The 11985-nt window shown below is 58.6% G+C and carries 12 protein-coding genes; 10 read left to right on the top strand and 2 right to left on the bottom strand.

What is annotated here, in order from left to right; all coding sequences use genetic code 11:
• Nucleotides 1-138 precede the first annotated feature (138 nt).
• From AABM55_RS20160 to AABM55_RS20145, 4 genes are all read left to right on the top strand, one after another.
• A complete protein-coding gene (locus tag AABM55_RS20160) occupies nucleotides 139-1134 on the top strand; it encodes a 2-dehydro-3-deoxygalactonokinase (protein WP_347927522.1) in 996 nt (331 codons plus the stop codon).
• A gap of 9 nt (nucleotides 1135-1143) precedes the next feature.
• Entirely contained in the window at nucleotides 1144-1773 is a 630-nt protein-coding gene (locus tag AABM55_RS20155) for a 2-dehydro-3-deoxy-6-phosphogalactonate aldolase (RefSeq protein ID WP_347927520.1), read from the top strand.
• Nucleotides 1774-1833: 60 nt separating this feature from the next.
• Nucleotides 1834-2628: an IclR family transcriptional regulator gene (locus AABM55_RS20150; protein WP_347927518.1), complete on the top strand. Its 795-nt coding sequence runs from the start codon at nucleotides 1834-1836 to the stop codon at nucleotides 2626-2628.
• A gap of 63 nt (nucleotides 2629-2691) precedes the next feature.
• Nucleotides 2692-3573, top strand: coding sequence for a hypothetical protein (locus AABM55_RS20145; protein WP_347927516.1), 882 nt, complete (start codon nucleotides 2692-2694; stop codon nucleotides 3571-3573).
• Between the two features lie 103 nt (nucleotides 3574-3676).
• Here AABM55_RS20145 and AABM55_RS20140 read toward each other — a convergent pair whose 3' ends face one another.
• Nucleotides 3677-4729 carry an NAD(P)-dependent alcohol dehydrogenase gene (locus tag AABM55_RS20140; RefSeq protein ID WP_347927514.1) on the bottom strand — a complete coding sequence of 351 codons (1053 nt, stop codon included), beginning with the start codon at nucleotides 4727-4729 and terminating at the stop codon, nucleotides 3677-3679.
• Nucleotides 4730-4908: 179 nt separating this feature from the next.
• On the opposite strand from AABM55_RS20140, the gene AABM55_RS20135 reads away from it, so the two are divergent.
• Nucleotides 4909-5799 (top strand): AraC family transcriptional regulator, encoded by an 891-nt coding sequence (locus tag AABM55_RS20135; RefSeq protein ID WP_103317630.1) that lies wholly within the window; start codon nucleotides 4909-4911, stop codon nucleotides 5797-5799.
• Between the two features lie 90 nt (nucleotides 5800-5889).
• On the opposite strand, the gene AABM55_RS20130 is transcribed toward AABM55_RS20135, so the two are convergent.
• A complete protein-coding gene (locus tag AABM55_RS20130; protein WP_347927512.1) occupies nucleotides 5890-7554 on the bottom strand; it encodes an electron transfer flavoprotein-ubiquinone oxidoreductase in 1665 nt (554 codons plus the stop codon).
• 547 nt (nucleotides 7555-8101) lie between these two features.
• Here AABM55_RS20130 and AABM55_RS20125 point away from each other — a divergent pair.
• From AABM55_RS20125 to AABM55_RS20105, 5 genes are all read left to right on the top strand, one after another.
• Nucleotides 8102-8851 carry an electron transfer flavoprotein subunit beta/FixA family protein gene (locus AABM55_RS20125; protein ID WP_347927510.1) on the top strand — a complete coding sequence of 250 codons (750 nt, stop codon included), beginning with the start codon at nucleotides 8102-8104 and terminating at the stop codon, nucleotides 8849-8851.
• Between the two features lie 2 nt (nucleotides 8852-8853).
• A complete protein-coding gene (locus AABM55_RS20120) occupies nucleotides 8854-9783 on the top strand; it encodes an FAD-binding protein (RefSeq protein ID WP_347927508.1) in 930 nt (309 codons plus the stop codon).
• 81 nt (nucleotides 9784-9864) lie between these two features.
• The gene (locus tag AABM55_RS20115; RefSeq protein WP_347927506.1) at nucleotides 9865-10689 is read left to right on the top strand and encodes a transporter substrate-binding domain-containing protein; all 825 of its coding nucleotides are present in this window, start codon (nucleotides 9865-9867) and stop codon (nucleotides 10687-10689) included.
• A 9-nt stretch (nucleotides 10690-10698) separates the two neighbouring features.
• On the top strand, nucleotides 10699-11055 hold the full coding sequence (locus AABM55_RS20110; protein WP_347927505.1) for a DUF4398 domain-containing protein: 357 nt from the start codon (nucleotides 10699-10701) through the stop codon (nucleotides 11053-11055).
• The gene (locus AABM55_RS20105) at nucleotides 11052-11864 is read left to right on the top strand and encodes an OmpA family protein (protein WP_103317623.1); all 813 of its coding nucleotides are present in this window, start codon (nucleotides 11052-11054) and stop codon (nucleotides 11862-11864) included. Before AABM55_RS20110 ends, AABM55_RS20105 begins: the two co-directional genes overlap by 4 nt.
• Nucleotides 11865-11985: the final 121 nt, after the last annotated feature.

Raw genomic sequence — 11985 nt, 5'->3', positions numbered from 1 at the left:
ATCGGGTTCGGAGCGAAAGATCAAGAATGGTTTTTACTGCATCTCAATATGTGGGAATTAAATTTACATATTGAGATTTTTCTTCCGCAAGGTTTATAGTCCAGCTCACTCACTGCCAAAAACAAAACAGGTGAAGCGATGCTGGCGCAATTGATCGCGCTCGATTGGGGGACGACGTCCCTTCGTGCGTACAGGCTCGGCCCGAATGCTGGCGTCCTCGATCAGCGGTCACTGGCGTCAGGGATCATGCAGTTGCCGAAAGCGCCGCGGGTGATCGCCGGCCAGTTGTGTGCCGACGGTTTTGAACTGGCATTCGACGAGGCCTGCGGTGATTGGCTCGATGCACAGCCCGGTCTTCCGGTGATTGCCTGCGGCATGGTCGGCAGTGCGCAGGGCTGGCGTGAAGCGGCTTACTGCGATACTCCGGCGAATGTCGCCAACCTCGGCACTTCCCTGCAAACCGTCCGCAGCTTGCGCGGCGTCGATGTGCATATCGTGCCCGGTGTCATCCAGCGTTCGCGGCTGCCGAATGTGATGCGCGGCGAGGAGACCCAGGTGCTTGGCGTGCTGCAAAACCTGCCTGCGGGGGCGGGGGACAATCTGTTGATCGGCCTGCCGGGCAGCCATTCGAAATGGGTCGAAGTGGTCGAAGGCTGCATCACTCATTTCGACACGTTCATGACTGGCGAACTGTTCGCTGTGCTGAGCGAACACAGCATTCTCGGGCGCACGCAACAGCGCGGCGCAGCCTTCGACTGCGCAGCCTTTGATCGCGGCGTGCAGGTGGCGTCGTCGGCGGATGGTGAGATCGGCCCTTTGTCGACGCTGTTCAGTTCTCGCAGTCTCGGCTTGACCGGTGAACTCAGCGCCGAGCAGCAGCCTGACTATCTGTCTGGTCTGTTGATCGGCCATGAACTGGCGGCGCTGGCAACGGTGCATCGCCACCACAGCGCAAAGCTTCCTTCGATCGTTCTGATCGGCAATGCCCAACTCTGCACCCGCTATCAGCGTGCGCTCGCTATCTGCGGTTTTCCTCATGTGACCTTGGCCGAACAAGCCACCGAACGCGGTTTGTGGCAACTGGCGGTCGCAGCCGGGCTGATCGGTAAAACCGCTCCCGTTCAACCCGACTAGAGGTCTGACATGCTCAAGCAAGCACTGGCAACAAACGGACTGATCGCGATCCTTCGGGGCCTGCGCCCACAAGAGGCGGCGGCCATCGGCGAGGTTCTGTACCAGTCCGGTTTTCGGGTTATCGAAGTGCCGCTCAATTCTCCTGAACCCTATGAAAGCATCCGCATTCTGCGCAGCACCTTACCCGCCGATTGCCTGATCGGCGCGGGTACGGTGCTGACTCCGGAGCAGGTCGCGCAGGTGAAAGCCGCCGGTGGACAGGTGATTGTCATGCCGCACAGCGATGCCGAGGTCTTGCGTGCGGCAAAGGCGGCCGGCTTGTATCTGGCGCCGGGTGTGGCGACACCGACCGAAGCGTTCGCAGCACTCGCAGAAGGCGCGGATGTGTTGAAGATGTTCCCGGCCGAGCAGATGGGACCGGCGGTAGTGAAGGCCTGGCTCGCAGTATTACCGGCCGGGACCATGCTGGTGCCAGTGGGCGGGATTACTCCTGACAACATGCAGGCGTTTGTCGAGGCAGGGGTCAAAGGCTTTGGCCTGGGTTCCGGGTTGTTCAAGCCGGGCCTCACGCCTGCGGAAGTGGCCATTCGGGCCGGGGTGTATGTCACAGCCTGGAACGCGCTGCACTTCGAGTTGTAGTGACGGCACGGGGGCAACCATAATGCCGCCCGTTCACTCGCTTAACGGTAAGGCTGGACTATGCAGGAAGAGCTCTCGAAAAATGCCGCGCCAACCGGCACGCAAACGTTGCTGCGCGGGTTGGCTGTGGTGCATGCCGTGGCTGGCGGTGCTCGTGATCTCAAGGAAATCGCCCGGCTGATAGGCACTACCCGCAGCACCACGCACCGCTTGGCCAGTTGCCTGGTGGACGAGCGATACCTGCGCGTGGTGCCGCAAGTGGGTTACCTGCTCGGGCCCAAGTTGATCGAGTTGGGTTTTCAGGCCCGCGAAGAGCTGCCGCTGGTGACCCTTGCCGGGCCCTATCTGGACGAGTTGTCGGCGTTGACCGGCGACACCATCCATCTGGCGATCCGTGAAGGCGACGAGGTGTTGTACTTGCACAAGATTCCGGGGCGCAATGGCCCGGAAATGCGCTCGCGAGTCGGTCATCGCATGCCACTGGCGCGCACCGGGATCGGCAAGGCGCTGATGCTCGATGACTCGCAGCAAGAGTGGCAGCGGTTGTATCAGATCAGCTTGCCGGCGGGTGGGAAGAGTCAGTTCTGGCCGCAGCACCCGGAGCAATCCTGGGAGCAGTTTCAGCAGCGCATGCTGGAATATGTGGCGGGTGGTTATGCCTTCGACCTGGAAGACAACGAACCGTCGATCCGCTGTGTGGCGGCACCGGTTCGCGACGCCAGTCGGCGGATCGTCGCGGGCATCAGCATCGCCAGCACGGTTCCGTACATGCCGCTGGAGAAAATGGCCGAGCTTATTCCCTTGATCAAAGGAGTCACGGCTCGGCTGTCGGCAGAGCTAGGGGCCAGGTTATAAGCCGCTAACGTCTGATCAGACGTGCGGTGGGTTGAGCAGGTTTTTGGGGAATGGAGCGTTATCTTGGGAATGAAAATGGTACGGATGCTATGGGTGTTGATGGTTGTTTTGTGTTCGTCGTGCATGCAGTTACACGTACCGGATGCGCGGGTTGAGTTTACCTCGATCAAACACCAAGGCTATGGTCAGTATGAGTTACGTTTCAGGTCCGATCGGGACGTGGCGAACATCTACAAGTCCAACGGTATCAACGATGGTGTCAATGCGTGGATTACGTGCTCACTGGACGGTGATAGGAACTTTTCAAACAATCACACTATGACCTTGTCGATGCAAGGTTTTCTGGAGGATGCCCATCTTGTTGAGGGTGATCGTCGTTACGAGTTCTGGACCTCGGTCAGATTTACCGAGGATAGCGATCATCACCGTGCTCAACGTGAAATCAGGAAGGAAGTACTGCTCCCGTTGCTGAAATCCCAGGAGTACATTCCCTGTAAAACCGTGAGTGTTGCGTGGTTTTTCAAGCCGTACTATTCAACGATCATGTATATCCCGACGTCGCGCATCATTGCCGAGGTGGATAAACAGATCCTTTCACCCGCCTATGTGATTCTGCCGCCAGAAGATCGTCCGTTTTCCTGGTTGTTGTTTGAGCCTGTTTGTATCAACGAATGGGTTTGGTATGGCGGTGAGACCATTGTCCATGGCGGTGTATGCAGCAGTTTGCCTTACAGTGGGCTGTTGAGTTCGTTTGCGCCCTATAAAGACAAGTACCGCGTTGTTAACCAGGAAACCGGCTTGGCGAAACCGGACGCTCCCTACATTATTGTGCGCATGGATGGGCGTCAGGAGGCGGGTGTGACCGACTCCTTGGGCTACACCCATCAAGTGGGGGCCGATGAGCCTGAAACAATAAAGCTCTATGTCCCTGACAAGGGGCTCTGATCCAGGGTGGATTGGCAGGCTCAAATGAAAAAAAACGGGCGGGACTCTTGGGTCGAAGAGCCCACAGCCCGGTGGATTGCTCCGCTAAGCGACAGGGCCTGACTCAGGCTTTAAGCGTTGCCATGTCGATGACGAAGCGGTATTTCACGTCACCGGCGATCATGCGGCTGTAAGCCTCGTTGATCTGGCGGATGTCGAGCATTTCGATGTCGCAGGTGATGTTGTGCTCGGCGCAGAAATCCAGCACTTCCTGGGTTTCTGCGATACCACCGATCAACGAGCCGGCCAGGACCCGACGACCCAGTACCAGTTTGGCGGCGTGGACGGGCGGGTCAATCGGCTCGATCAGGCCGACCAGGATGTGCACGCCGTCGAAGCGCAGCATATCGAGGTACGGGTTGAGATCGTGCTGCACCGGAATGGTGTCGAGCAAAAAGTCGAACTGTCCTGCAGCAGCCTTCATCTGCTCGGCATCGGTGGAGACGATCACGTGGTCCGCGCCTTGGCGGCGACCTTCTTCAGCCTTGCTCGCCGAACGGGTGAACAGCGTCACTTCAGCACCCATGGCCTTGGCAAACTTGATGCCCATGTGACCGAGGCCGCCCATGCCGAGAATCCCGACTTTGTCGCCGGCTTTCACGCCATAGTGTTTGAGCGGCGAGTAGGTGGTGATGCCCGCACAGAGGATCGGTGCGGCGCTGGCCGGGTCGAGTTTCTCGGGGATACGTACGACGAAGTGCTCGCTGACCACGATGCTATCCGAGTAACCGCCCATGGTGTTGCTGCCGTCGACCCGGTCCGGGGTCGCGTAGGTCAGGGTCGGACCTTCGAGGCAATATTGCTCGAGGTCGGCATGGCAGGCTTCGCAGTGGCGGCACGAGTCGACCATGCAGCCGACGCCGACCAGATCACCCACCTTATGGGCGGTGACATTGGTGCCAATGGCGGTGACTTTGCCGACAATTTCGTGGCCTGGCATCAGCGGGTAAACAGCAATGCCCCATTCGTTGCGGGCCTGGTGGATGTCGGAGTGGCAGACGCCGCAGTAGAGAATCTCGATCGCTACATCGTCGGCACGCGGGCTGCGACGTTCGAAGGTCATCGGGGCGAGGGGAGTGGTGGCCGACTGGGCGGCGTAACCGATGGCGGTGTACATGGTGAACCTCGCAAAAGCAGTGACGGGTGAGGTGGGGGATTTTCCGCGCCGCCCGCTTCACCGGCCATGACGATTCCTCCGCGTCTTATGCCTATTCCTCCGGCATCCTCGGTGGAGCGGTCGCATTGGCGCTCAGACCTGCGATGATGCTTTCATCCTTTTTTCGCGAAGTTTTTGCCATGTTGTTAACCCGTCATCTCGATGCCAATGCTGCGCTGGTTGGGCTGATTCAGCCGTTGGCGACCCGTGATGGTTTCGTGCCGACACGCTTGCCCGGCGTGCACGTACTCAGAGCCAGTTGCGATGTGGCGCGTGGCCCGCAGATCTATGAGCCGAGCCTGATGATCATTGCCCAAGGCAGCAAAGTCGCCTATCTGGGCGCGCGTACGCTGGAATACGGTGCCGGGCATTACCTGATTCAGGCACTGCCGGTGCCGTTCGAATGCGAAACCTTTGCCATGGCTGATGCGCCATTGCTCGGGGTTTCGATTGCCATCGACCGCGCGCTTTTGGGCGAACTGGTGTTGGCCATGGGGTTGGTGCATGGGCGCAATACGCCTGCGCAAACCCCCGAATCCATGACCTCGGCGGTACTCGATGACGGCATGCGTGGCTGTGTCGAGCGCTTGTTGCACTGCCTGCACGATCCGCTGGAGTGTCAGGTCATGGGGCAGGCACGGTTGCGTGAGTTGTTGTTCGTGGCGTTACGCGGTCCGCAGGCTGATGTGCTACGGGCGTTGGTCGAGCAACAGGGACAATTTGCCCGGATTGCGGCGTCCTTGAGTCATTTGCATGCGCACTTCACCGAGCCGCTGAACGTCGAGACGCTGGCCAGTTGCGCGAACATGAGTACGTCGACCTTTCACGAGCATTTCAAGCGCAGCACCTTGTTGTCGCCGGTGCAGTATTTGAAGCGCTTGCGATTGCTCAAGGCGCAGCAGTTGTTGCTGTCGGAAGGGCTGGGGGTGGCGCAGGTTGCGCATCGGGTGGGTTATCAGAGCACGTCGCAGTTCAGTCGCGAGTATAAGCGCTACTTCGAGCGTAATCCGGGGGATGAACGGGTGGCTTAGATTTCAGGCGCAGTTACAGAGGGCGGTGTCGTTTTCTCCGGGCAACAAAAAGGCCCCCATTTCGGGAGCCTTGATGTTTGGCAATTTGACTTACATGTTCGGGTAAGTCGGGCCGCCAGAACCTTCCGGCGTTACCCAGGTGATGTTCTGCGCAGGGTCCTTGATGTCGCAGGTCTTGCAGTGCACGCAGTTCTGGGCGTTGATCTGGAAGCGCTTCTCGCCGTCTTCCTTGGTGATCACTTCATACACGCCAGCCGGGCAGTAGCGCTGAGCAGGCTCATCGTACAGCGGCAGGTTCTTGCTGATCGGGATGCTCGCGTCGGCCAGTTTCAGGTGGCAAGGCTGTTCTTCTTCATGGTTGGTACCGGAGATGAACACCGAGCTGAGCTTGTCGAAGCTGAGTTTGCCGTCCGGTTTCGGGTAGTCGATCTTCTTGCTGTCGGCCGCGAGCTTGAGGCAAGCGTAGTCCGGCTTGGTGTCGTGCAAGGTGAACGGCAGTTTGCCGCCGAAGATGTTCTGGTCGAGCCAGTTGAAGCCAGCGCCAATGATGGGGCCGAATTTGTGCATCGCCGGGCCGAAGTTGCGGCTGGCGAACAGTTCTTCGTAAAGCCAGCTGGCTTTGAACGATTCAACGTAGCTGTTCAGTTCATCAGCGCCTTCGGAGCCTGCGAACAGGGCGTCGGCCACGGCGTCAGCGGCGAGCATGCCGGACTTCATGGCGGTGTGACTGCCTTTGATCTTGGCGAAGTTCAGGGTGCCGAGGTCGCAACCGATCAGCGCGCCGCCCTTGAAGACCATCTTCGGCAGCGAGTTCAGGCCACCTTTGCAGATCGCGCGCGCACCGTAGCTGATGCGCTTGCCGCCTTCCAGGTACTGCTTGAGCACCGGGTGATGCTTGAGGCGCTGGAACTCGTCGAACGGCGACAGGTAAGTGTTGCTGTAGGACAGGTCAACGATCAGGCCGACTACAACCTGGTTGTTTTCCAGGTGATAGAGGAACGAGCCGCCGGTGTTTTCGGTGCCCATGATGTCCAGCGGCCAACCGGCGGTGTGCACCACCAGGCCTGGCTGATGCTTGGCCGGATCGATTTCCCAGATTTCTTTCAGGCCAATGCCGTAGTGCTGGGCGTCGGCATCGGTGTCGAGGTTGAAGCGCTTGATCAGTTGCTTGCCGATGTGGCCACGGCAGCCTTCGGCGAACAGCGTGTACTTGCCACGCAGCTCCATGCCTGGGGTGTACAGGCCTTCTTTCGGATTACCTTCACGGTCAACGCCAAGGTCGCCGGTGATGATCCCGCGAACCACGCCGTTTTCGTCGAACAGTGCTTCCTGAGCGGCGAAGCCCGGGTAGATCTCTACGCCCAGGTTCTCGGCCTGCTGAGCCAGCCAGCGGCACAGGTTGCCCAGGGAGATGATGTAGTTGCCTTCGTTGTGCATGGTCTTGGGCACAAAGAGGTCTGGAATCTTGATCGCGCCATCGGCGTTCTTCAGAACGAAGATGTCATCGCGAGTGACCGGAGTGTTCAGCGGCGCGCCGAGTTCTTTCCAGTCCGGGAACAGTTCGTTCAGCGCCCGAGGTTCGAACACCGCGCCAGACAGAATGTGAGCGCCGACTTCGGAGCCTTTTTCGACCACGCAGACGCTAATTTCCTTACCGGCTTCGGCGGCCTTCTGCTTCAATCGGCAGGCGGCGGAAAGACCAGCGGGGCCGGCACCGACGATGACCACGTCGAATTCCATGTATTCGCGTTCCACAGGTTATCTCCTACTCAAGGCTCAACAGTTTTTTTTCTAATTGGAGGTTTGGTGTCGCATCCATGAATCCCTGCACAACGCTGGGAGAGGACAATCGATGAGCCACCTTTCTCTCTAGGCGGCGCATTATATCTACACCACTCTTAGCGTCCAATACAAACGTTTGTTTGAATTTGCTCCAGCCCAGAGAAATCAAAGAAGCGCGGCTTATGACTGGCCATTTTGGCGTATTGACCGGAATAGGTGTTCCGGTCAAGATACGGGCGGTTTTGCGCTCGCCGTAGGCTGACTGTTGGTTTCAAGAGCACCTCTAAAGACAGGGCGAAGGCGGTACAAGGTGACGCGCAGCACGGGTTTGTCGCGAAGTTTACACGTCGCGACAAAGAATGACTCGTTAGTCACCACTGACGAACGGTCATTACGCTTCGTGAGCTGGGTCACCCAGTACAAATGCCGGCGTTTTTAGAGGTGCCCTTGTGCCCGATGAGCATCAACCGCCAGGTTCGCCTAGGCGACTTTCTTTTCACCGGAGAGTAACGAGGAATCCATGAAGGTTCTTGTAGCTGTCAAACGAGTGGTCGACTATAACGTCAAGGTTCGCGTCAAAGCGGACAACTCCGGCGTCGATCTCGCTAACGTCAAGATGTCGATGAACCCTTTCTGCGAAATCGCAGTGGAAGAAGCCGTACGCCTGAAAGAGAAAGGTGTTGCGACTGAAATCGTCGTCGTCTCCATCGGCCCGTCCACCGCTCAAGAGCAACTGCGCACCGCGCTGGCTCTGGGTGCCGACCGCGCCATCCTCGTCGAATCCACCGAAGACCTGACTTCCCTGGCTGTTGCCAAGCTGCTCAAGGCTGTTGTCGACAAGGAACAGCCTTCGTTGGTGATCCTTGGCAAACAAGCCATCGACAGCGACAACAACCAGACTGGCCAGATGCTCGCAGCACTGAGCGGATACGGTCAGGGCACTTTCGCTTCGAAAGTCGAAGTCACTGGCGACAAAGTTGCCGTGACTCGCGAAATCGACGGCGGCGCGCAGACCGTTTCGCTGAAACTGCCAGCCATCGTCACCACCGACCTGCGTTTGAACGAGCCGCGCTATGCGTCCCTGCCAAACATCATGAAAGCCAAGAAGAAGCCGCTTGAAGTGCTGACTCCTGACGCTTTGGGCGTTTCCACCGCCTCTACCAACAAAACCCTGAAAGTCGAAGCGCCGGCTGCACGCAGCGCAGGCATCAAGGTCAAGTCGGTGGCTGAACTGGTCGAGAAACTGAAAAACGAAGCGAAGGTAATCTGATCATGACTATCTTGGTAATCGCCGAACACGACAACAAAGTAGTGGCCCCAGCCACGCTGAACACCGTGGCGGCTGCCGCCAAAATCGGTGGTGACATCCACGTTCTGGTTGCCGGTCAGGGCGTTGGCGCTGTAGCTGAAGCTGCCGCGAAAATCGCTGGCGTGGCCAAAGTGCTGGTCGCCGATAACGCTGCCTACGCACACCAACTGCCAGAAAACGTTGCACCGCTGGCAGCAGAGTTGGGCAAGGGCTACAGCCACATCCTGGCTGCTGCCACCTCCAACGGTAAAAACATCCTGCCGCGCGTTGCCGCTCAGCTGGACGTTGACCAGATCTCCGAGATCATCTCGGTTGAAAGCGCTGACACCTTCAAGCGCCCAATCTATGCCGGCAACGCAATCGCGACCGTTCAGTCCAACGCTGCGGTAAAAGTCATCACCGTGCGTGCTACCGGTTTCGATCCGGTTGCCGCCGAAAGTGGTTCGGCTGCCGTTGAAGCAGTTGCGGCTGCTCACGACGCTGGCACTTCCAGCTTCGTTGGCGAAGAACTGGCCAAGTCCGATCGTCCGGAACTGACCGCTGCCAAGATCGTCGTTTCCGGCGGTCGCGGCATGCAGAACGGCGACAACTTCAAGCACCTGTACGCCCTGGCCGACAAGCTGGGCGCTGCTGTTGGCGCTTCCCGCGCGGCGGTCGACGCAGGTTTCGTACCCAACGACATGCAGGTCGGTCAGACCGGCAAGATCGTTGCGCCACAGCTGTACATCGCCGTCGGTATCTCCGGCGCGATCCAGCACCTGGCCGGCATGAAAGACTCCAAAGTGATCGTTGCGATCAACAAGGACGAAGAAGCGCCGATCTTCCAGGTGGCCGATTACGGCCTGGTGGCGGACTTGTTCGAAGCTATCCCCGAGTTTGAGAAGCTGGTCTAATCCAGCAGCTTGACTTATAAAGAGCCCGGCCTTTTGGCCGGGTTTTTTATTGTCTGCGATTTGAGTGTGGGGAAATACGCCATGGATTTGCGTCGCTGGAGCGCCTTGTGGGTGCTGCTGAGCCTGCTGGCTTTGCCCTCGCTGTCAGTCGCTGCGGGCAAATGCGAGCGGCTGGTGGTGACCGGCAGTCCGGATGCACCACCGTATCTGTGGCAAGACCCGCAAGACCCGACGCACTTGATCGGTACCAGCGCTGACTTGTTGCAGCAGATGGCGGGGGAGTTGGGGATCAAGGTCGAGTTGCTGTACGCCGGCAATCGATCTCAAGCGCTGGATGAAGTGCGTAGCGGGCGTATCGACATGCTGGCCGACGCGCCTCTGATGGACAATCAACTCGAATCACTGGACTACATCCAGCCGCCGTTGCTGGAAAACGACTATCTGGTCTGGACCCGCAAGGGCTCGGCATGGGTCTACAACGAGGCGCAGGATTTGCGTGGGCATGTTGGCGCAGTCTCGGCAAAGGCTCGTTTGACACAACCGTTCGAGGCCTACGCACAAGAGCAATTGACCTTGATGAGCCTACCGAACCTGACACAGGCTTTTCAGAAGTTGCTACTGGGTGACGCGGACTACGTGCTCGCCGGGCGTTATACCGGGATAGCCATGGCGCAGACATTGGGCATGGCCAACGATGTGCAAGCGTATCCGCAACCGATCGACCGACCGGGGCTGTTCCTTGCCATTTCCCGCAACTCTGCCTGCAACGATCCATGGTTACGCGGACAGTTGTCGAAAAAGATGACAGAATTGCCCGCGTCCGGCCTGACGCAGGCCCTGCTGCAGCGCAATCTGGAGCGCTGGAAAGCACACTTGCAGCAACCCGTCAGCACCCCAAAACAGTAGGGATTTTTAGTGACTCTTCGACCTCTTTTCGCTGCCATGGCCGTTATGGCCCTGGCGGGTTGTGCTGCCGATCCGGCGCCGAATGAACAATTGCGTTTGACCGAACGGGCCCTGGAACAGGCCGCCGCTGTCGGGGCAACGACTGAAGACGTGCCAGAGCTGAAACTCGCTGAAGGCAAGTTCGCTCAGGCTAAGGCCGACATGACCACTCAAGCCTTCAAGGATGCGCGGATGCAGGCCGAACAGGCAGAGCTGGACGCGCGTCTGGCCGAAGCAAAGGTTCTGACAGTGAAGAGCCAGGAAAAGCTGAACGTGCTCAACACCCGCATCACTCGCCTGCGCAAGCAACTGGGAGATGCCCAATGAGCCTGAAAAACACCATTCTGGGCGGTTTGCTGCTGGTGGGTTGCGCAGGGCTTGCCGGCTGCGCAGGTCAACACAGCGCGGCGGCATTGCAACAAGCCAGCGCTGACTTTCAGAAGGTCAAGGAAGATTCGAACGTGCTGCGCATCGCGCCCAAGGACGTGATTCGGGCGGGTGAGTCGCTTGCCCGGGCTGATCGTCTGTCGACCTACTGGGGCAGCGGCCCGGATGTTAAGCATTACGCTTACCTGAGTCAGCGTTACAGCGAAATTGCCCGTCAACACACCGAGCAAGCGCTGAATGACGAACGTGGGGCCAAGCTTGAGCTGGAGCGTCAGCGCCTGCAGTTGGCGTTGCGCGAGAACAAACTGCTCAGCGTGCAACAACAGGGTAAATGGCTGGAAGAGCAAATCATCAACCTGGCTACGACCCAGACTGATCGCGGTCTGGTCATGACCCTGGGGGATGTGCTGTTCGACACCGGTGAAGCCGAGCTGAAAAACTCGGCAAATCGCACCGTATTGAAAATTGTCCAGTTTCTGCAGCTCAACCCCAAGCGCGTGGTGCGTATCGAAGGTTATGCCGACAGCACCGGCGGCAAGCAGGACAACCTGAAGCTGTCTCGCGATCGCGCCCAGTCGGTGGCGGACATGCTGATCGATCTGGGGATCGAAGATAAGCGCATTCAAGTCGAAGGCTACGGCGATGAATACCCGGTAGAGGCCAACGCTTCCGAGCGGGGGCGTGCGCAGAACCGTCGGGTCGAAATTGTGTTCTCCGACGAAAAAGGCCAGCTCGGCGCTGCCCGCTAAGGTCAGCGTTACTGGAAAACCCGGCCCCTCAGTGGTGCCGGGTTTTTTTATACCTGCGAAATGGCTCTCAAAACAGTACAGTTTTTGCTGTCACTGCACTGTATGGTCGACTATTGTGGCA

It is taken from the genome of Pseudomonas helvetica, from assembly GCF_039908645.1.
GTDB classification, from domain to species: domain Bacteria; phylum Pseudomonadota; class Gammaproteobacteria; order Pseudomonadales; family Pseudomonadaceae; genus Aquipseudomonas; species Aquipseudomonas helvetica.
This window is presented reverse-complemented; position numbering and strand designations above follow the sequence as displayed.

Bases quoted from the DNA above. Each gene is read 5' to 3' on its own strand.
- AABM55_RS20160 (WP_347927522.1), top strand. From the start codon at position 139: ATGCTGGCGCAATTGATCGCGCTCGATTGGGGGACGACGTCCCTTCGT.
- AABM55_RS20155 (WP_347927520.1), top strand. From the start codon at position 1,144: ATGCTCAAGCAAGCACTGGCAACAAACGGACTGATCGCGATCCTTCGG.
- AABM55_RS20150 (WP_347927518.1), top strand. From the start codon at position 1,834: ATGCAGGAAGAGCTCTCGAAAAATGCCGCGCCAACCGGCACGCAAACG.
- AABM55_RS20140 (WP_347927514.1), bottom strand. From the start codon at position 4,729: ATGTACACCGCCATCGGTTACGCCGCCCAGTCGGCCACCACTCCCCTC.
- AABM55_RS20135 (WP_103317630.1), top strand. From the start codon at position 4,909: ATGTTGTTAACCCGTCATCTCGATGCCAATGCTGCGCTGGTTGGGCTG.
- AABM55_RS20125 (WP_347927510.1), top strand. From the start codon at position 8,102: ATGAAGGTTCTTGTAGCTGTCAAACGAGTGGTCGACTATAACGTCAAG.
- AABM55_RS20120 (WP_347927508.1), top strand. From the start codon at position 8,854: ATGACTATCTTGGTAATCGCCGAACACGACAACAAAGTAGTGGCCCCA.
- AABM55_RS20115 (WP_347927506.1), top strand. From the start codon at position 9,865: ATGGATTTGCGTCGCTGGAGCGCCTTGTGGGTGCTGCTGAGCCTGCTG.
- AABM55_RS20105 (WP_103317623.1), top strand. From the start codon at position 11,052: ATGAGCCTGAAAAACACCATTCTGGGCGGTTTGCTGCTGGTGGGTTGC.